Source organism: Salinimicrobium maris, assembly GCF_049680855.1.
Classification (GTDB): domain Bacteria; phylum Bacteroidota; class Bacteroidia; order Flavobacteriales; family Flavobacteriaceae; genus Salinimicrobium.
This window is the reverse complement of the sequence record NZ_JBMPGS010000002.1, coordinates 967,235-987,837: the sequence shown is the minus strand read 5'-3', so window position 1 is coordinate 987,837 and position 20,603 is coordinate 967,235. Positions and strand designations below refer to the sequence as shown.

Below are 20,603 nucleotides of genomic sequence, written 5' to 3'. Positions count from 1 at the left end.
AATTTAATCTTAGTTAGTCAGTTTTATTCTCCAAAATCGTAAGGAACCGGATCTTCCAGCAGTGCGGGATTGTTTTGCGTTTCATTACTCGGGTAAGGGAACAGCAAATCATCAACGGTTGGAGTGAACATTTCCGAAGCTACGGTTGCAGGAGTAGTGCTATTATCGTAAGTACCTTTTTCCTGAGCTGCGAGGAAAGGGATCGCAAAATCGGGTCCCTGTCTTACTACGTCATACCAGAATTCTCCTTCCAAAGCAAGTTCAATTCTTCTTTCCTGGAAAACATCGTCCCAGGTGTAAGTGTCAAGCGGCTCAAGTCCTGCTCTTTCACGAACTTTATTAAGTGCCTGCAGGCCTTCTTCTACGGATCCACCACCTCTAATGGCAGCTTCAGCTTTAATTAAAAGCACTTCTGCAAAACGCATGATGTAGGTGTTGTTAGGATAGCTTTGCATTCCACCTCCTACATTTCCAACTACGTATTTTTTGATCCCGACATTGGTTCCCTGAAAGTTGATATTTTCAGGAACGGTATATCCACCATTAATGCTAGGATAAACTGCTCCCGGTGCCATGATAGTTCCGTAATATCTTTCATCATCTTCTTCGTATGCTTCCTGAAGAGAAATTGAGGGTCCTAGTGCCGACCATCCGTCAGCAAATCCTGAAATCCCTGAAGAACCAAAGAAAGACTGAAGCGCATTTCCTTCGGAATAGACTCCTGAATCTGTCCATTGAAGGGCAAATACAGATTCCATATTGTTTTCATTTTCAACAAGGAACAGGTCGTTGTATTCATCAACAAGACCGAAAGCTCCTGAATTGATCACTTCATTTGACAGCGTATAAGCCTCTGACCAGTTTTCCTGGTAAAGATGAATCTTCGCAAGCATTGCTTTTGCTGAGTTGCTGGAAACTCTTCCTGCCTGGTAATTTGAAGTGGCAGTTCTGTCATACACGTTTTCTACCGCATATTCCAGGTCACGCTGAATGAACGTGTAAATATCCTCTACGCGGTTACGTGGTACAACTGGTTCGAGTACATATTCTGTATTATCTGCAATAAGAGGCACAGATCCAAAGATGCGTACCAGGTAGAAGTAAGCGGTCGCTCTAATCATTCTCGCTTCTCCCAAAGAGTTATTTATAACGTCTTCAGAAACACCTGGACCTACCTTTTCAGGTAGTGTATTGATCACAGAGTTTGACTGGGCAATTACAGCATAAAGACTTTCCCATGCCTGGGTTAAGGTTCCATGCTCTCCCGTAATGGCATAGGTCTGGAACTCGGAGTTACGTGCATCCCAGGTACGAGCGTTTCCTGAGGCCAGTTCCCCAATACCCCATGATACATTGCTTACAAAAGCAAACCAGGGTCTTGAATAAAGATGGTTGGCAGCAGCTGCTACTTCGGCATCTGTCTGGTAAAAATCTTCTACGTTGTAAGTATCTTCCGGCGGCCTGTCCAGAAAATCTTCGCTACAGGCAGGGAAAAGCAGCACGCTGAGAAGTACAGATAGTAACGGTACTTTGTTCAGTTTCATTAATTTCTTCATCATATCAAATTTATAATTCTACATTAAGTCCTAAGGTGTAGGTTCTTGGCGAAGGATAGCGCCCATTGTCAACACCCATTAAAAGTGTATTTTGGTTGTATGTTCCCACCTCGGGATCATATCCATAATAATTCGTGAAAGTGTACAGGTTTTGAATACTTCCGTAGACCTTCAATCGTCCAATCCCAATAGATTCCGCCAGGTCTGATCCAAGGGTGTACCCAAGGGTCACGTTCTGGATCCTAAGATAAGATCCATCTTCTATGTATCTGTCTGACATTATGATATTTGGATTCGATTCACTACCTCGCACCAGTCTTGGCTGTTGTCCGTCAGGATTGGTTACAGACCAGTAGTCAAGAACAATAGGATCCTGATTTACATAGTAGCTGCTTCCTGCAGTAAGTGTACGTTTTACACCGTTAAAGATGTCATTTCCGTAGGATCCCTGAAGGAAAACTCCAAGATCGAAATTCTTATAGGTGAAGTTGTTCTGGAAACCAAACGTAAAATCGGGATGCGGATTTCCAATTACGGTTCTGTCATCACTGTTTACCACTCCGTCACCATTTACATCGGCATATTTAATATCTCCTAACCATGTGGTTCCAAAAAGCTCATCTCCAACAGGTCTTCCAAATTGGATTGGTGCATTTTCAAGATCTTCCAAAGTTCTAAAAAGCCCTTCTACTTTGTATCCGTAGAACATTCCCACAGGTTCTCCTACTTGTGTAAGAGTTACGTTCATGTTAGAATCACTTATATAAAGTGCCTGGTTGATAGAAAGGTCACCCTGTAATTCAGTAACTTCATTCTGATAGTGAGAAAAAGTAAGGGTAGAGGAGTAGCCAAAATCAGACTGTCCAATTGTATTGTATGACAAAGCCACATCTATCCCGCGGTTTACCATTTCCCCAAGATTGATCCATGGTGCTGCAATAGCTCCAGGAGATGCACCACCCGTAATGAAATCGGTTACTGCATATTGGAAAAGGAAATCTTTTGATACTTTATTATAAAATTCAACGGTAGTGTTCAAACGGTTGTTGAACATAGAGAAATCAACTCCCAGGTTTGTTTGGGTTGAAGACTCCCAGGTAAGTTGAGGTCGCTCGTAATTTGTATATTCAAAACCGGTTCCAAGCCCAGTATTGATCGGGTTAAGACGAACTCCATAGGCGAAGTTAGGGATGTTCTGGTTACCCACTTCTCCGTATCCACCGTAGATCTTAATATTCTGAAGGGCATCAAAGTCTTCCATGAATGTTTCGTTGGAAATTCTCCATGAAGCAGAAACCGATGGGAAATATCCCCATTTCTTACCTGCTGCAAATTTTGAAGAACCATCTGCCCTAAGGGATAAGGTAAGGTTGTATTTATTGTCTAAAGAGTAAATAGCCCTTCCAAAGTAAGATTCTAAAGCAGAGCTTCCAATATACTGGTCTGCAAGGTCATTTGCATTTCCCTGTCCCAATACCGGCAATCTGTTGGTTACAAACTGCCCGTCTACTGCGGTCACTCCTTCCCATTCAGATTCCTGTACTTCCTGTCCCAGAAGAACCGTAAGATCATGTCTGTCAGCAAAAGAATTGTTGTAGGTAAGGAGGTTTTTAAGGATCCAGAAGGTACTGTTTTCCCTGGTTACATTTAAGCTGTTTTGCCCACTTTCTATTTCTCCATAAGAATAGGTAGGTTGGAATCTGTCTCTAAGATTGTTCCCTAAATCACCACCCACTTCAGTTCTAAAGCTGAAGTTCGCCGGAAGATCCAATTCCACAAACATATTACCAAACACCCTGTTTCTTTCAACGGTATTCTGAATGCTCAAAGCCTCAGCAATAGGGTTTCTTGTTCCGTAAGCAATTTCATCTGGCGTTACAGGACCGGCAAAAGAACCATCTGGATTGTAGACGGCTGTTGCAGGGTTATTGAGTAGCGACAGAGAAATGATCCCGTTACTGGCATTATTCAGTGTGATTTGATCATTGGTTCTACTCGCAGAGATGTTGATCCCTGTTTTGATCCAGTCTTTAACATCAGCATTAATATTCGCCCTAACCGTCATACGGTCAAATCCTGAACCTATTACTGTTCCTTCCTGATCTGTGTATGAAGTAGAAAGGTAGTAGTTAAGACCTTCTTTTGCTCCTGAAAAAGACAGCTGATGGTTTTGCTGAAGTGCATCGTCAAAAACCTCTGCCTGCCAGTCAGTCCCTTCTCCTAAGAGGCTTGGGTTAAGGAACTCCATTTGAGGATCAAGAGCATATATCTCTGCAATGTTATTTTGGTGAAGCGCATACTCCTGCAGGTTCATCACGTCCATCTTGTTTGTAGGTCTTTGAATCGCGACATACGAGTTGTAAGTGAGTTTGCTTTGACCAATTTTTCCTTTCTTGGTGGTGATCAACACAACCCCGTTAGAACCTCTGGAACCATAAATAGCCGTTGCAGAAGCATCTTTTAAGATATTGATGGATTCAATATCGTTTGGGTTAAGCGCAGCTAAAGGACTTAATCCTTCGGCACCAGCTTCTCCCGAGGTTGGAATACCATCAATAATGTACAATGGTTCGCTGCTACCAGTAATAGAATTTACCCCGCGGATTCTAACAGAAACCGCAGCTCCCGGCTGTCCTGAGTTCTTAGTAACGGCAACCCCGGCAGCACGTCCCTGCATTAACTGGTCAACACTTACCTGTGGAACATTCTCCAGTTCTTCAGAATTGATCCTGGAGACAGAACCTGTAATGTTTTCTTCCAACTGTGCGCCGTAACCTATTACAACAACTTCTTCCAAAGCTGCAGCGTCTTCATTGAGAACGATGCTTAGCTCCTGTTTGCCCTGTACGGGAACTTCCTGGGTTACAAATCCCACATAGCTAAAGACAAGAATGCCTTCTTCGCCTACCGTTATACTAAAGTTTCCATCAAAGTCGGTCGTGGTACCATTGGTCGTGTTTCTTTCTATCACATTTACCCCTAGAAGAGGTACTCCGTTTGAATCAGTCACCGTGCCGGTAACTTCTTCCTGGGCATGTATGACCTGTGCGGCCGTACACATGAGCAGGATCAGAAAAATCTTGCCATAGCGATAGAAAACGTTTTCGCTTTTAATCATTTTGTACATAAGGAATGTATGGTTAATTGGTTTTAAAAAAATGAACTGTAAAAAATGTAAAATAGCGAAATCAATATATGACCTGTGTCATGAGACCCCAAAATTTTACATGCTTCAAATTTATAGTAGCTGTAATGCTGTTGTTAATATTATTTTATCATTTATTAATAATATTTTTTCCTGATATGTTAATAACGGGCTTGTTACACAAAGAGGTGAAGATCTTTACGACTTACAAACAAGCAATCCTTTCTGCTTAAAATCTCATTTAGATGATGTCTTTTATTCTCTTTGCAATAACTCTGAACGTACCAAAGACCCGGAAGAAGAAATATTATTTTCTTCCCTTAGCCCTTTTGGGGTAGTACCGGGTAAAACCGCTGCCGATGATTCATCTTTATCAGCAATAGACCAGTTGCACCAGGAAAGATTATGTTTATCCATGAATTTGTACCAATCTTTCATAGATTCCACTGCTACCGCGCCATCGCCGTCTGCATTAACGGTGCCGTACTCGGTAACAAAAATTGCTAAACCTTTTTGCATGGCGGTAAGGGCTTTATTGCGGAGATCTTCCTTATGTGTACCGGCATAAAAGTGCAGGGTATAAGCGACGTTTGAATCATTGACAGGATCCTGTGCGGCTAAATCTACCCTTTGTGACCATTCCGGCGTTCCCAGTACCACTACATTATCGGGATCGAATTTCCTTATTTCTGAAAGTATTGCTTCATGGTACGGTTTTAAAACATCGGTCCAGGATACGTTTAAGGGCTCATTGTATGGCTCATAGATAAGGTTTGGATGATTACCATATTTTTCGGCAATTTCAGAAAAGAATTTTTTCGATTCTTCCAGATGATCTTCTGCATGATGATCATGCCAGTCCACGATCACATAAATTTCCTCTTCAATAGCTGCGTCGATCACCCGCTGAACTTTTCTCATTTCTTCTTCGGGATTTTGAAGATATCCTTCGTGTTCTACGGCCATTGCGGCTCTAATTATATCAATCTTCCAGAAATCTACAAGGTTCTTCACAGTCGTTTCGTTGTAGAATTGAGGCTGCCACTGGCTCCAGAATAATGACATACCTTTTAACTGAACCGGATCACCCTGCTGGTCTACAAGAGTGCCTCCTTCTATTTGCAACTGGCCGTAACGGGCAACAGGAGTTGTTTCCTCTCCAGACTCGTCGCCGGTGTCATCTTTTGGTTCATCTGGTATTTCCGAGATATGATCATCCCCGGCATCAACACCGGGATTATTAGTCGCACAAGCCTGCAGCAGGATAGTCAAAAATAGGATTATGAAAGGTTTTTTTAAAGATAGCATTATGAGTTAAATTAAGGTTGTTAAAGGATACGTTTAATTCCGCTGAATTCTTCGCGGTATTGGCTTGGGGTGCAATTTTTACTCTTTTTAAAGACACGATTAAAATTGGCGATATTATTAAAGCCGCTTTTAAAAGCCACTTCGGCAATACTTAGATCTTTTTCTATCAGCCATTGAGCGGCATATCCAATTCTCGTGTCATTGACATACTCAATAAAAGTTTTGCCGGTACGTTTTTTTATAAATCGGTTAAACGACACCGGACTCATATTTACCAGCTTTGAAATATCTGCCAGCGAGATCTTGTTTTGATAGTTGGCCTGGATATATTCATAGATCACCTTGATCTTTTCACTGTTCTCAAAATTCTTATTATTAGAAGTGTAGGAGGAAAGCATGCGCTGGTTCCTGGAAGTGGCGAGATCCTGTAAAATGCAGATAAGTTCCAGAAAATAATCTATGCTGTCAATCCTGGAAAGTTTGAGAAGTTTTGGTTTTATTTCTTCAGCTATCTTTTCTGAAAAAAGAATGCCGTGAGCAGATCGCTCAAACATGTCTTTAATAGGCTTCATGATGCGCCGGGAAAGAAGTTTAGTGTCAAAAAGGTCATTGTGAAACTGAATGGTAATTTCATGAATGTTTTTGCTTTTGCAGTTATGCAGCTCCCAGCCATGTTGCAGGTTAGGTCCCACGAGAACCAGTTCGATCTCGCCTATTTCCTCCAGGCTGTCGCCCATAATTCTTCTCACTCCCTTGCCGTTAATGATGAAATTTAATTCATATTCAGGATGGAAGTGGATGGGAAAATCGAAATCGTCTTTGATCCGGTCAAAAACCAGGAAGCTGTCTTCGGGGGCTAAAGGGGTGATTTCTCTATGGATATGTTCATTCATCTTTTGATCTGTTCAGCCGGAAAAAATCTTATCATTAAATGACAAAATCATATTATTTCAATAAATGGATGCGGCTTATTTTTGGAATAATTAATTTATCGCCTGCCAATAATTTATTTAACAAATTTTTCAGGTTTAAATATAATGTAAGTTTTAGCAACGACTAAAACTTTTTGTCAACAAATAACTTTAATTCTGCATTTCAGATGAAATATATTGTCAAAATTGTTCTTCTGTTTGCCATTTTTTGTAGTGCAACCTCTTGTAGAACAAGAAGCGAAATCGATTTAGAAAAGATTGAACTGGCCGATGACAATGCAACAGATCAAGCCAAATTATTGTATCACCGACTTCAGGAAATAGCAAAAAAAGGAATTGCTTTCGGGCACCAGGATGCGACAGCATACGGGGTAAACTGGGAGCATGCTGATGATCCTGCAAATTTGAGAAGCGATATAAAAGATGTTGCGGGGAAATTTCCTGCGGTTCATGGTTTTGATATAGGTCATATAGAATTAGGGAACGCGGCCAACCTGGATACCGTCTCATTTGCACTTATGAAAGACCATATGCAGAAAATGTACAATCGAGGCGCAATTATTACCATAAGCTGGCATATGAACAATCCTGTTTCCAATGGTGGTTCCTGGGATACTACCAAGGCTGTTCCTGCAATTTTAAAAGGTGGTGCAGAGCGTGAGAAATATGAATTGTGGATTCAAGGATTGAGTGAATTTTTAAACTCTTTAAAAGATAAAAAGGGGAATATTACCCCAATAGTATTTCGGCCTTTTCATGAAATGAACGGTTCCTGGTTCTGGTGGGGAGGAGAGAACGTTTCTACAGAAAATTACAAGCAGTTGTGGCGTGAAACCAAAGAGCTTCTTGAAAGAAATAATGTACATAGTTTGTTATATGCATATTCTCCCAATACTTTGCGCGATGAGCAGGATTTTGACACCTTTTATCCAGGAGATGATTACGTGGATATTCTGGGGGTTGACATTTATAACCATAGCGGGAATGAAGCTTTTACCAGGAGCGTTAAAGAAAACCTGCAAATTCTTCAGAAAAAGGCTGCGATCAACGGCAAACCTTATGCGCTTACCGAAAGCGGAAATAACAATTTTGGAGAGGACGAGCACTGGTGGACGCAAACGCTTTATCCGGGAATAAAGGATTCAGGTATTTCCTGGGTGCTTTTGTGGAGAAACGATCGGCCTTCACATTATTTTTCCACCTATAAAGGAGAAATTTCCGAAGAAGATTTTAAGGAATTTGCGACCCTTGAAGAAATGCTCTTTCTTGATGAAGTAAAAGAAATTGCCAACTAAATAAAATATCCCCTCTATGTTACAAGGACTGGACATTGCGATTATACTAGGTTACCTCATTGGTACCATCCTCATTGGGCTGGCCTTGCGAAAAAAGGCGCAGAAGAGTAAGGATGATTATCTTTTAGGTGGTAAGGATTTACCGTGGTATATGCTGGGGCTTTCAAACGCTTCCGGAATGTTTGATATTTCGGGAACAATGTGGCTGGTGACGCTCACTTTTGTCTACGGACTCAAAAGTATCTGGATACCGTGGTTGTGGCCAGTATTCAACCAGGTGTTCCTTATGATATTCCTTGCGGCCTGGTTGCGGCGATCGCAGGTTACTACTGGTGCAGAATGGATTCACTTCAGGTTTGGGAAAGGCCAGGGCGGTAACAGGTCGCACAGCATTATCGTGATTTTTGCTATATTAAGCTGTCTTGGGTTTCTCGCCTATGGCTTTATTGGTTTGGGAAAATTTGTAGAAATTTTCATTCCGTGGAAAATAGTATCGGCTTATGTACCTTTTAATGTTCCTGCAGAATTTATTCCGCATTTCTACGGAATAATCTTTACTTTTTTTGCCATTTTTTACTCTATTCTCGGCGGGATGTCCGGTATTGTATGGACAGATCTTTTGCAGTACAGTATCATGACCGTTTCTTCTATTGCCATTGCAGTGATTGCCTGGATGGCATTGGGAGAAAATACCATGAACGTGCCTGAAGGTTGGTTTAATCCACTGTTTGGATGGGAATTAAATCTGGATTGGACAGGTATTATTGGTGAAGTGAATGCCAAAATTGCTTCCGACCAATATTCGCTTTTCGGATTATTTTTTATGCTCATGGTCTTCAAGGGTTTCCTATCAAGTGTGGCCGGTCCTGCTCCAAATTATGATATGCAGAAGATCCTTTCCACAAAATCTCCTTTGGAAGCGGCGAAAATGAGTGCTTTCTCCATTGCGGCCCTTATTCCCACGAGATACCTTATGGTTGGAGGTTTCTCTACGTTAGCGATCTTGTTTTATGACGATCTAAATTTGGAAACCGCGGGAATCCTTGATCTTGAGAAGATCCTTCCTGCAGCAATTGAACAATTTGTTCCTGTTGGACTCTTAGGTTTGCTTTTGGCCGGACTTTTAGCGGCTTTTATGTCCACTTTTGCAGGAACTCTGAACGCTGCGCAGGCGTACCTCGTGAATGATATTTACCTTAAATACAAACCCGAAGCAAGTTCGCGGGAAGTGCGAAAAATGAATTATGGGAGTGGGATTGTCGTGGTTCTAATAAGTATAATTCTTGGATTTTTTGTGCTGGATGTGAACTCTATCCTGCAGTGGATCGTTTCAGCACTCTACGGAAGTTATGTGGTATCCAACACCCTTAAATGGTACTGGTGGCGTTTTAACGGGGAAGGTTATTTCTGGGGGATGGTTTCAGGAATTATTCCCGCAATGATCTTTCCTTTATTAACAGATACGCTTGACCTTTATTACTTTCCGGCAATTTTGTTGATTTCCATAGCCGGAAGTATTATTGGAACTTACACAGCCCCTCCAACAAATGAAAAAGTACTGGTAGATTTTTATAGAAAAACACGCCCTTGGGGATTCTGGAAACCAATTCACAATAAGGTACAAGAAAGCGACCCCGAATTCATAAAGAATAAGAATTTTTCAAGAGATATGTTCAATGTTTTTATTGGGATTGTGGCCCAGACCTTGCTGGTGCTCATTCCGCTTTACCTCATTTTACACAAGAACATTCCATTTATAATTTCCCTGGTCGTACTTCTGATTTGCGTAGTTATTCTGAAGAAAAACTGGTGGGACCACATTAAAAAAGAACAAGATATTACTGTTAAATAAAGTATACGCCCTATGAGTATAACTAAAAAAGGAGGTGAAATGAAGATGATCCCTCAATATGAAAGTCTGATGAAAGAACATAAAGATTTTCTTCAGCTTAAAAACGGTCCCGTACTGCCTTCGAACGGCATTTATGAGCGCTACCAGAACCCTGTGGTAACAGCCGCTCATGCTCCCTTGCACTGGAGATATGATTTTAATGCAGAGACGAATCCGCTGGGACTGGAAAGGATAGGCGTAAATGCCACTTTTAACCCCGGCGCAATTAAATTCAATGGCAAATATGTGCTCGCGGTGCGTGTTGAAGGGAACGATCGTAAATCCTTTTTTGCAATGGCCGAAAGCCCAAACGGGATTGATAACTTCAGGTTCTGGGACAAGCCCGTGGTGATGCCACAGCTGGAGGAGCCTGATACGAATGTGTATGATATGCGCCTCACCAAACATGAAGATGGCTGGATCTACGGCGTTTTTTGTACCGAAAGGAAAGATAAATCAAACCCCGACACGACTGCTGCGATTGCCAATGCAGGAATCGCCCGTACCAAAGACCTTGTAAAATGGGAACGCCTGCCAGATCTTATTTCAACTTCGGGGCAGCAACGAAACGTGGTGATGCATCCTGAATTTGTGAATGGGAAATATGCGTTGTATACGCGTCCGCAGGATGGTTTCATTGAAGTCGGTAAAGGTGGTGGTATCGGTCTCGGGTATGTAAAGGATATTACAAATCCTGTTTTGGAAGATGAAAAGATCATCAACCATAAAGCCTATCATACCATCTATGAAATGAAAAACGGTTTGGGGCCAGCTCCAATTAAAACAAATGAAGGCTGGTTGCACCTCGCGCACGGCGTGAGAAACACTGCCGGCGGACTGCGTTATACGCTCTATCTCTTCATGACCGATCTTAATGATATTTCAAAAGTAATTCATCAGCCGGCGGGATATTTCATGGCACCAAATTACAAAGAGACAGTGGGAGATGTGCCAAACGTGCTTTTCGGAAACGGCTGGATCACAGATGATGACGGGAAAGTGTATATCTACTATGCCTCTTCAGATACCAGGAGCCATGTAGCAGTTTCCACCGTAGAAAGGCTTTTGGATTACGTAAAGAACACTTCTGAAGACAAAATGACTTCCGCAGATTCTGTACAAAATATCATCAAACTTGTAGATCATAATAAAAACCTGGATTAATGCTGAATTCCGCTGAAAAATTAAAATCTGAACTTGCTTCTGAACTGGATAACATCCTAAGATACTGGAAGGAAAACAGCCTGGATGAAGAAAAAGGCGGATTTGTAGGTCAGCGGGATCATTATAACAAATTAATTCCAGACGCGAATAAAGGAATCATCCTGAATACCCGCATTTTGTGGAGTTTTTCTGCAGCGGGGAATTTCAAAAATGACGAAAATTTAAGGGCTTATGCAGATCGCGGATACGAGAACCTAAAAAGCCGTTTTCAGGATAAAAATTTTGGTGGCGTTTATTGGGAACTTGATGCAGAAGGAAATCCGGTTAATAAGAGAAAGCAAATCTATGCACAGGCTTTCGCCATTTATGCTCTTTCTGAATATTATTTTTTTTCAGGAGAAGAAAAGTCCCGGGAATGGGCACTTTCGTTGTTCAAGTTGATTGAAGAACATGCACGTGACCGCGAATTTAACGGGTATTTTGAAGCATTTCAGGAAGATTGGTCGCCTATTGAAGATATGCGGCTAAGTGAGAAAGACCGCAATTCTGCAAAGACCATGAATACGCATTTGCATGTGCTGGAAGCCTACACCACGCTCTACAGGATATCCAAAAACGCGAAAGTGAAGGAAGCTTTAGATAACCTAACAGATTTATTTCTGAAGAAATTTTACGATCCTAAAAATGATCATTTTCAGCTCTTTTTTGATAAAGAATGGAGTCGGGAAGGAAATGTGGTTTCCTACGGGCACGACATTGAAGCTGTTTGGCTTATGATTGAAGCTGCCCGGGCTTCAGAAAATGATGATTTGCTGCAAAAAGCTGAAGAAGTTGCCGTAAAAGTGGCAGAAACCTTTCTAAAAGAGGCTTATGTTGAAGGAAAAGGGGTTTTAAATGAGAAAGATTTAGATTCCGGCGAAATAGATACAGACAGGCACTGGTGGCCGCAAATAGAAGCCATGGTGGGGCTGGAATACGCTTTCAGGATTTCCGGAGAAAAGAGTTTTCAAAATGCCATTTTTGACATCTGGGAGTATACAAAACAACATATAATTGATTCAGAAAACGGGGAATGGTTTTTCCGTGTAGATGAAAATAACCAGCCATATAAGGAAGAGGATAAACTGGGATTGTGGAAATGCCCTTATCATAATTCAAGAGGCTGCATTCAACTAATACAATCAAACTCATGAAAAAGTTACCACTCTTATTTTTCTTTGTCGGCACATTACTTATTGCCTGTAGCAAAGATGAACCTACAGAGCCTGAAGAACCGACAGATCTTATAGAAAATCCCGATGATGACGGTGACGATGATGGAGATGACGACGGAGGTGAGGAGGAAGAAGGATTCGTACTGAAGCCCGAAAACACCAGAACTTTTATGGTTGATCCTGCAGCTACAGATGAAACCGTGGCTTTATTTTATCATCTAAAAACCATTTCTGAATCTCATTTTGTAGTAGGGCAGCAGGACGCTTTCCGCGCTTTTTATAATGGCAATGGTGGCGAAAGTGATATTAAGAAAACCACGGGAAGTGATCCTGGTTTGATTGGGCTTGACTTTATGTTTATTACAGATGATCAAAACAACGGGCAGGCGAACAACTGGTTCTATCAGCAGGAGCAGAACATCATTGCAGACGCAATTGAAGCCTATAGCAAGGGAATGATCAACCATTTTACCTGGCACCTGCGGGAACCCTACGAAGGAGACTCATTTTACGCTTCTGAAATGACCGAATTTCAGAAAGCCAATGCCTTTAAAAGTATACTTCCAAGTGGCGCAAATCACGAATTTTATAAGGAAAAGCTGCAAAAAGTAGCTGAAGTGGTGAAGAGCATCAAAGGAGGTGACGGTAGTCTTGCGCCCGTAATTTTCAGACCTTTTCACGAGTTTGACGGCGACTGGTTCTGGTGGGGCGCTGCGTATACCACGCCACAGGACTTCAAAACCGTCTGGAGGTTTACAGTGGAGTATCTACGAGATGAAATGAATGTACATAATATTCTTTACGCCTATGCGCCCGATAATTCTTATTCTTCGGAAAGCCTCTACTTGCAACGCTATCCCGGCGATGAATATGTAGATATCCTGGGAATGGATAATTACGGCGACCTTAGGGCACAAGATGGTGCGCGTATTCCTATTGCAAACGAAAAGCTGAAAATAGTATCAAACCTTGCTGAAGAAAAGGTAAAGATTGCGGCGCTTACTGAAACTGGATTTTTTGCAGGTGCACAAAATCCACTTCCATCGAATTTCTTTTCAGAAAAACTTTATGAAGTTTTAACGGGAGATGAGGTGGAAATTGGCTTTATGATGTTCTGGCAAAATTCAGCAGATGAATACACTGTTCCGGCGCCTGGTGCAGATGGCGAAGACGATTTCCTGAAGTTCATAGAAATGGAGGAGCCGCTGTTGCTGGAAGATATGCAGGATTTTTATACCCTTCCGAATTAATAGTACGAATCATTAATAATTGTAAATATGAAGAAATCAATGATATCTTCTGAACTGAAAGAGGAGAAATAAACAGGAAAATATTGTTTACTTTTGGTATCCAACCAAATTCATTTAAAATGCTCGATTATCCATTAAAATTTACCCCTATTCTTAAGGAAAAGATCTGGGGGGGGAATAAACTCAAAGAAGTTCTTCATAAAGAAACCGATCAAAATAATGTAGGAGAAAGCTGGGAAATTTCAGGAGTAAATGAAGCAGTTTCGACTGTTGAAAATGGGGTTTTGAAAGGAAAATCTTTAAACCACCTTCTAGTTGAATATAAAGAAGATCTCCTCGGAAATAAGATTTACCAGCAGTTTGGTGCAGAGTTTCCCTTGTTGATTAAGTTCATAGATGCGAAGACCGAACTTTCTGTTCAGCTTCACCCAAACGATGAGCTGGCAAAACAGCGCCACAATTCCTTTGGAAAAACTGAAATGTGGTACATCATGCAGGCCGATAAAGGTGCTGAAATCAATGTAGGTTTTAAGGAGTCGCTTAGCAAGCAGGATTATATAAAACAGCTGGAAGAAGGAAAGATCACCGAAGTGCTTAACTTCGAAAAAGTGGAAAAAGGAGATGCTTTCTTTATCAATACCGGGAAAGTACACGCCATTGGCGCCGGAGTTCTTCTTGCTGAAATTCAGCAGACCTCAGATATCACTTATCGAATCTACGACTGGGACAGGATAGATGCAGAAGGAAATTCGCGCGAATTACATACTGCGCTGGCAATTGACGCCATAGATTTTGAGAAAAAAGATGATTTTAAATTAGATTACACCTCAGTTAAAAACGAATCCTCTAATATTGCGAGCTGCGAATATTTTACCACCAATTTCCTTCCGGTGGAGGGGCGAATAGAGAAAGATTATACTGAATTGGACTCGTTCGTGATCTATATGTGCGTGAGCGGACAGGCAGAAATCGCGGTTAACGGAAATTCTGAAGTAATAGCGCAGGGTCAAACAGTTTTGGTTCCGGCTAAAATTAAAGAAGTAAGCATTTCATCCAAAAATGCCGAATTACTTGAAGTTTTTATCCAGTAGATTCTCAGTTATTATTGAAAAAAAAGAGGCTGTCTAAGAAGATTTTCTAAACTCGTTATTTTGAACTTATTTCAGAATCTTATAATCTGGTTCTCCAGATTTCTAAGAACCTGAAACAAGTTCAGGTTTACGTGCATCGACTTCTCAAACAGCCTTTTTCTATTGCGCTTATTCCACTTCTTCCAAAAAACTTGAAGCCGGCAATCCAGAGGAATTAAATAGGTTTGAAGTGCTCATATTTCCCCAGGAGAAACGTACGTATTCGGGCGCTTCCACTTCAGGTGAGCTCAGGAGCACGGCGTCGCTTTCGATCTTCACATCGGCCCTGTGAAAATTACCGTTTTCTCCTGCAACTTCAAATTGTGAGGCAACGTCCTTCTTATCAAAGTAAAGACCTTCCGCATTTGAAAAATGAATTTTTACGATAGAACCATCGGCTTCAGCATGATCAAAAAGTGGTGCATAGGCGTCACCGGTTTCTTTGTTGTAAACTTCACTAAGAGCGAGATTAGCAAACCTGATTCCGACATCCAATTTATTGCGAGGGTGAATATCTTTTACATTTCCAATATCGCTGGTCATGATCATGCCCGTTTTTGGAAGGGCCAGAACCCGCCGCTGTGCATCGCGTACTTTTACACCGGCATAGTTGTCACCATAGTCGTAAGGCGCGATCTGGGCATAGTAAAATGGCATTTCTGCCTGCCATTTTGCACGCCAGCTTTGAATGAGACTGGAAAACATTTCCTCATAATAATCGGCGTTGCCGGTGTTTGATTCTCCCTGGTACCAAAGAATTCCCGCAACTTGAAATGGTATGAGCGGCGCAATCATCGCATTGTAAATACTTCCCGGGCTATTGGGGCCATATTCCACCTCGGGCAGGAGGGAAGCAGCTTCAGAAAGACGTTCATTCAGACTAATTGTTTCTGAAGATATCCAGACTTCGGCTGGCGTTCCTCCCCAGCTGGAGTTGATGAGTCCTACAGGTACATCCAGTTCCTCATGCAGCTTTTTTCCGAAGAAATAAGCCACTGCGCTAAAATAACGCATACTTTGCGGCGTACTCTGTATCCAGCTGCCTTCCAAATCCTGCTGAGGATCTTTAGCGGTACGATGAACGACACTAAAGAACCTTATTTCTGGATTCTCTGCACCTGCGATGGCTTCTTCCGCATTTGTGATTCCAGCATCTGCGCTCCATTCCATATTAGATTGGCCCGAGACCAGCCAAACCTCTCCTAAAAGCACATTTTTGAGTACTATTTGATTATAGCCTTCAATAGTTACCTCCTGGGCACCACGCACATCGGGAGTGGATAAAATCAATTCCCAATAGGCTTTGTTGTTAGGTGTTGTCTTGTAAACTTCCTCGCTCCAGGTAGTGCGAATACTTACTTCTTCGCCAGGTTTGGCCCATCCCCAAATTTTCACTTCGGCATTGCGCTGCAAAACCATGTTATCTGAAAATATCTCGGGCAGACTCACGTTGGCAAAGGAAGTAGTGCTTATCATTAGACCAAGCAGGACATTAAATATTGCTTTGATTTTTTCCATTTTTTAGAATATGCTCTATCTGCTCGAGCTCCTTAGAGGTGAACTCGAGGTTTTGGAGACTTGAAATGTTGTCCTTAAGTTGGGATACTTTGCTTACCCCTACCAGGACAGAAGTTACGCGTTCGTCTTTAAGCAGCCATGAAATCGCCATTTGCGCAAGACTTTGGCCTCTCGATTCGGCTAGCTCATTCAGTTTTTTGACCTTAATTATTAATTCCGGGGTGATCTTTTCTCTGTCGAGGTAACCTCCTTCAATAGCGGCTCTTGAATCTTCGGGAATGCCACCAAGGTATTTTGAAGTAAGAATTCCCTGTTCGAGTGGAGAGAAAACAATACTTCCTACACCTTCTCTTCCCAGTGTATCTAAAAGGCCATTTTCAACCCACCTGTCCAGCATGTTGTAGCGCGGCTGGTGAATAAGGAAAGGCGTCTTTAATTCCTTCAGAATTTCTGCCGCTCTATCTGTTTCATCTGCGGAATATTGGGAGATTCCCACATAAAGCGCTTTTCCCTGCCGCACAATTTGATCTAGTGCGAGCATGGTTTCTTCTAAAGGGGTTTCGGGATCGGGACGGTGATGGTAAAAAATATCGACATAATCCAGTCCCATTCTTTGAAGCGATTGATCGAGGCTGGCGATAAGGTATTTCCTGGAACCAAAATTTCCATAAGGGCCTGGCCACATGTCCCAACCCGCTTTGGTGGAAATAATGAGTTCGTCGCGGTACTGCTTGAAATCCTCTTTAAAGATCTTTCCGAAGTTCTTTTCTGCTGAACCGTATGGTGGCCCGTAATTATTGGCAAGGTCAAAATGGGTAATTCCGTTGTCGAAAGCAGTTCTTAAAATTTTTCGGCTGTTGTCAAAGTCATCTACATCTCCGAAGTTATGCCAGAGGCCCAGGGAGATCATTGGCAGGAGAATGCCGCTTTTTCCGCAACGGCGGTATTTCATTTTATCATATCTGTCTTCTGAAGCTGAATAAGGTGTCATAATTTTGATTATAAGTTGAGAATTTCTTTATAGAACGGAATAAGCGCCTGTGCCATCGCACGATGATCTTCAATGTCTGGGTGGGAAGTACACCCGCCGGCATCCATTGATTCAAAATTGAAAACAAAAACCGGAGCTTCTTCAAAGTGCGCTTTGACGTTCATTAGGCAAGTTACCAAAATATCGTCTTCTTTTTCACCAATCATGGGGCTGGAAATAAGAGCAACTTTGGTTTTGGGATAGTAGTTAAAAATAGTTTCTACAAATGCAATGTAGTTTTGGGTAAATATTTCGGGATCAAATTCGGTGCGTTCTTTTTCTCCGTCACCCAGTGAAAGATCGTTGGTTCCTAAAGCAATACTCACGATTTCGGGAGAATCTGATGCCAGATCGGCTTTTTTGGAAGTATCGGAATTAAGGTAAAGGTTAGGGTAAACATTGGGCATGACCGGCTGGTCCTCATCATTCCAGTTGCGATACATCCCCATACCCGAGACACAGCTCAATTCAAAATTGACGTCAAGTGCGCGTGCAACACGAGGGCCATAAGCAAGGTAGGCATTGTGTTGATCATACCATTCTCCTTCCCCGCAGTCAATTTCACGCAGATCGGCACCCATTCCACAAGTGATGGAATTTCCTATAAATTCAATTTCTGGTCGGTTATCTTTTGGCAGGCTTTTGATTTTGGCTGCGGCAAGTCCTTTAAAGATCACGGCGCCGTTTGATGCCTCGGTATCCTTGGATATTTGAAGGAGGGCGCCTTCCTCTTGTTTGGGCAAAGGTATTTTGATGGAATCCTTTTCTATGCGATAGCGCCCTAAATATCCATTGTTGAGCTGAAGGGAAACATAATAATGCTGGTCATTTCCACTTTCCAGGTAGATCACGCAACTATCACCAAAAACACGGGTGCTTACTGAAGCGGCGGAATTTATAAGTGCCATTCCGGTTTCTTTGGCTTCAGTTCTTCCTGAATATTTGAAATTATCATTTTTAGCAGGAAAAAAATTCAAATCCGCTTTTTCAGTTTCGTTGCAGCCGACGAGTAAAACAGCTGCGAAAATATAAAGTAGTTTGTGCATTTACATTAGGTTTACCTGCTAAATTAAGGTTTTCGACCGATCTGAATTTGACCGATTCCTTCAAATTATGATACTATTTTAAAAAAAAATGTCCGGGAAAAAAGTTTCGCCGGACATTGCAAAGAATAGGAGTCAAAAAGCCTATTTTTCGTATATATTATTGTAAAGGTTCTGGTAGAGTTTTAGAATATTTCTTCTCTTCAATTTCATGGTAGGAGTGAGGTGATCTCCTTCAATGCTCCAAACATCGGGAGTAAGTTCAAAACGTTTGATTTTCTCCCAGTTTCCGAACTTTTGATTGTAAAAATCTATTTCCTCCTGAATTCTTTCTTTTACTTCCTGATTTTCGATAAGGTCTTTATTAGAAGGACCAACCTCAACATTTTTGCGGCTTGCCCATTCTCTTAAAAACTCAAAATTAGGCTGAATAAAAGCAGCAGGCATTTTTTCTCCTTCCCCAATGACCATGATCTCATCAATAAAGCGAGATTGCTTCATTTGATTTTCTATGATTTGCGGTGCCACATATTTCCCACCTGAAGTTTTAAACATTTCCTTCTTGCGATCGGTTATTTTAAGGAAGCCTTCAGCATCAAGCTCGCCAATATCACCTGTGTGAAAGTAACCTTCTTCATTTATGGCTTCCCGGGTTTTTTCCTCATCTTTATAATAACCCTTCATGACGTTGGGGCCTTTCGTGAGGATTTCGCCATCTTCGGCTATTTTTACTTTCACATCTCTAAGAACCCTCCCTACGGTACCAATTTTAAAACCTTTGTTTCTTTGATCATTTACAGCAATAACTGGGGAAGTTTCGGTTAAACCGTAGCCTTCCATGACAGGAATACCCGCGGCTGCAAAAACTCTTGCCAGTCTTGGTTGTAAGGCGGCACTGCCGGAAACTATAAGTTCAATTCTTCCGCCGAGACCTTCTTTCCATTTGGAAAATACTAATTTACGGGCAATGTTCAGGCGGGTTTCATACCACCACCCGTTGGCACCGTATGGTTCATATTCCAGACCGAGTTCCACTGCCCAGAAAAACAATTTCTGTTTTATTCCGCCCACTGTTGAACCCTTGGCAATAATTTTATCATATACCTTTTCCAGCAATCGGGGTACGGCCGAAATCACATGCGGTTGTACCTCTTTGAGGTTATCGCTTATTTTTTCAATAGATTCAGCAAAGTAGATGGAAACACTGTAATACTGATACAGGTACAAAATCATTCTTTCAAAAATATGGCAAACCGGCAGGAAACTAAGTCCTACAAATGTTCCAAATTCAAACGGAACCCGGTCTGAACTTAACAGAACATCACTTACAATGTTCTTGTGGGTCAGCATGACCCCTTTTGGTCTCCCGGTAGTTCCTGAAGTGTAGATAAGTGTTGCAAGATCGTCTTCCTTTACGGCCTTTTTTCGGGCTTCCACCTCCTCCTGGTTTGATTCATCCTGCCCCATATCCAGCACCTTCTGCCAGTTATCACAACCCGGAATTTCATCAAAAGAAAACACTCCTTTAAGCCCGGTGTTGTTTTGCACTGTTCTCAATTTATCAAGTACCTCCTTATCTGACACAAAACAATAAATAGACTCACTGTGATTGATCACATACTCATAATCTTCTTCGGAAATAGTGGGATATATAGGTACATTTTGGGCTCCTGTTTGAAGGATGCCAATGTCCAACACGTTCCATTCGGTTCGGTTGTTGGTGGAGATCACCGCGATCTTATCATTGGGCTTTATTCCCATGCGCAGCAAACCACGGCTCACGGCATTGGCTCTATCAATATATTCCTTGGTTGAAATAGCTTCCCAGCTACCGTTTGTTTTTGTTACTAAGGATTTTTCAAGAGGTGCATTTTCCAGCTGGTAATAGGGGAAATCAAATAATCGTTTAATCTCGGTCATGTGGAGGATTGATTAATATATACCTTGCAAAATAGCAAAAAGGAGAAGTATTTCAAATTTAATTTAAAATTAATGACCGCATCTTTTATGAATTTGACAATTCTTCAAAAAAGATCTTATGATCAACTTTTTTGGATCCTAAGGGATAATTCAGTCGCTTTAATATGGAAAAAAAGATCCTGATCCCTAGTTTGGTAAGGATCAGGA

The 20,603-nt window shown here is 41.6% G+C and carries 14 protein-coding genes; 6 read left to right on the top strand and 8 right to left on the bottom strand.

The window, feature by feature from the left end:
* Window positions 1-23: 23 nt before the first annotated feature.
* The 4 genes from ACOV1Q_RS10015 to ACOV1Q_RS10000 form a co-directional block, all read right to left on the bottom strand.
* Window positions 24-1,556, bottom strand: coding sequence for a RagB/SusD family nutrient uptake outer membrane protein (locus tag ACOV1Q_RS10015; protein ID WP_424494240.1), 1,533 nt, complete (start codon window positions 1,554-1,556; stop codon window positions 24-26).
* 10 nt (window positions 1,557-1,566) lie between these two features.
* A complete protein-coding gene (locus tag ACOV1Q_RS10010; protein WP_424494239.1) occupies window positions 1,567-4,674 on the bottom strand; it encodes a SusC/RagA family TonB-linked outer membrane protein in 3,108 nt (1,035 codons plus the stop codon).
* Between the two features lie 282 nt (window positions 4,675-4,956).
* A complete protein-coding gene (locus tag ACOV1Q_RS10005) occupies window positions 4,957-6,009 on the bottom strand; it encodes a glycoside hydrolase family 5 protein (RefSeq protein WP_424494238.1) in 1,053 nt (350 codons plus the stop codon).
* Window positions 6,010-6,029: 20 nt separating this feature from the next.
* Window positions 6,030-6,902 carry an AraC family transcriptional regulator gene (locus ACOV1Q_RS10000; protein ID WP_424494237.1) on the bottom strand — a complete coding sequence of 291 codons (873 nt, stop codon included), beginning with the start codon at window positions 6,900-6,902 and terminating at the stop codon, window positions 6,030-6,032.
* 206 nt (window positions 6,903-7,108) lie between these two features.
* On the opposite strand from ACOV1Q_RS10000, the gene ACOV1Q_RS09995 reads away from it, so the two are divergent.
* From ACOV1Q_RS09995 to ACOV1Q_RS09970, 6 genes are all read left to right on the top strand, one after another.
* Complete coding sequence (locus tag ACOV1Q_RS09995; protein WP_424494236.1) at window positions 7,109-8,236, top strand: glycoside hydrolase family 26 protein; 1,128 nt, start codon at window positions 7,109-7,111, stop codon at window positions 8,234-8,236.
* Window positions 8,237-8,252: 16 nt separating this feature from the next.
* Window positions 8,253-10,088: a sodium:solute symporter family protein gene (locus ACOV1Q_RS09990; protein WP_424494235.1), complete on the top strand. Its 1,836-nt coding sequence runs from the start codon at window positions 8,253-8,255 to the stop codon at window positions 10,086-10,088.
* Between the two features lie 12 nt (window positions 10,089-10,100).
* Window positions 10,101-11,291 (top strand): glycoside hydrolase family 130 protein, encoded by a 1,191-nt coding sequence (locus tag ACOV1Q_RS09985; protein ID WP_424494234.1) that lies wholly within the window; start codon window positions 10,101-10,103, stop codon window positions 11,289-11,291.
* A complete protein-coding gene (locus ACOV1Q_RS09980; RefSeq protein WP_424494233.1) occupies window positions 11,291-12,484 on the top strand; it encodes an AGE family epimerase/isomerase in 1,194 nt (397 codons plus the stop codon). Before ACOV1Q_RS09985 ends, ACOV1Q_RS09980 begins: the two co-directional genes overlap by 1 nt.
* Window positions 12,481-13,755: a glycoside hydrolase family 26 protein gene (locus ACOV1Q_RS09975; RefSeq protein ID WP_424494232.1), complete on the top strand. Its 1,275-nt coding sequence runs from the start codon at window positions 12,481-12,483 to the stop codon at window positions 13,753-13,755. The genes ACOV1Q_RS09980 and ACOV1Q_RS09975 overlap by 4 nt, the downstream gene beginning before the upstream one ends.
* 119 nt (window positions 13,756-13,874) lie before the next feature.
* Window positions 13,875-14,846, top strand: a complete 972-nt coding sequence (locus tag ACOV1Q_RS09970) for a type I phosphomannose isomerase catalytic subunit (RefSeq protein ID WP_424494231.1) — start codon at window positions 13,875-13,877, stop codon at window positions 14,844-14,846.
* A gap of 168 nt (window positions 14,847-15,014) precedes the next feature.
* On the opposite strand, the gene ACOV1Q_RS09965 is transcribed toward ACOV1Q_RS09970, so the two are convergent.
* The 4 genes from ACOV1Q_RS09965 to ACOV1Q_RS09950 form a co-directional block, all read right to left on the bottom strand.
* The gene (locus ACOV1Q_RS09965; RefSeq protein WP_424494230.1) at window positions 15,015-16,403 is read right to left on the bottom strand and encodes a sialate O-acetylesterase; all 1,389 of its coding nucleotides are present in this window, start codon (window positions 16,401-16,403) and stop codon (window positions 15,015-15,017) included.
* Window positions 16,378-17,394: an L-glyceraldehyde 3-phosphate reductase gene (mgrA, locus tag ACOV1Q_RS09960; protein WP_424494229.1), complete on the bottom strand. Its 1,017-nt coding sequence runs from the start codon at window positions 17,392-17,394 to the stop codon at window positions 16,378-16,380. The genes ACOV1Q_RS09965 and mgrA overlap by 26 nt, the downstream gene beginning before the upstream one ends.
* An 8-nt stretch (window positions 17,395-17,402) precedes the next feature.
* A complete protein-coding gene (locus ACOV1Q_RS09955; protein ID WP_424494228.1) occupies window positions 17,403-18,479 on the bottom strand; it encodes an SGNH/GDSL hydrolase family protein in 1,077 nt (358 codons plus the stop codon).
* 141 nt (window positions 18,480-18,620) lie between these two features.
* The gene (locus ACOV1Q_RS09950) at window positions 18,621-20,396 is read right to left on the bottom strand and encodes an AMP-dependent synthetase/ligase (protein WP_424494227.1); all 1,776 of its coding nucleotides are present in this window, start codon (window positions 20,394-20,396) and stop codon (window positions 18,621-18,623) included.
* Window positions 20,397-20,603 lie beyond the last annotated feature (207 nt).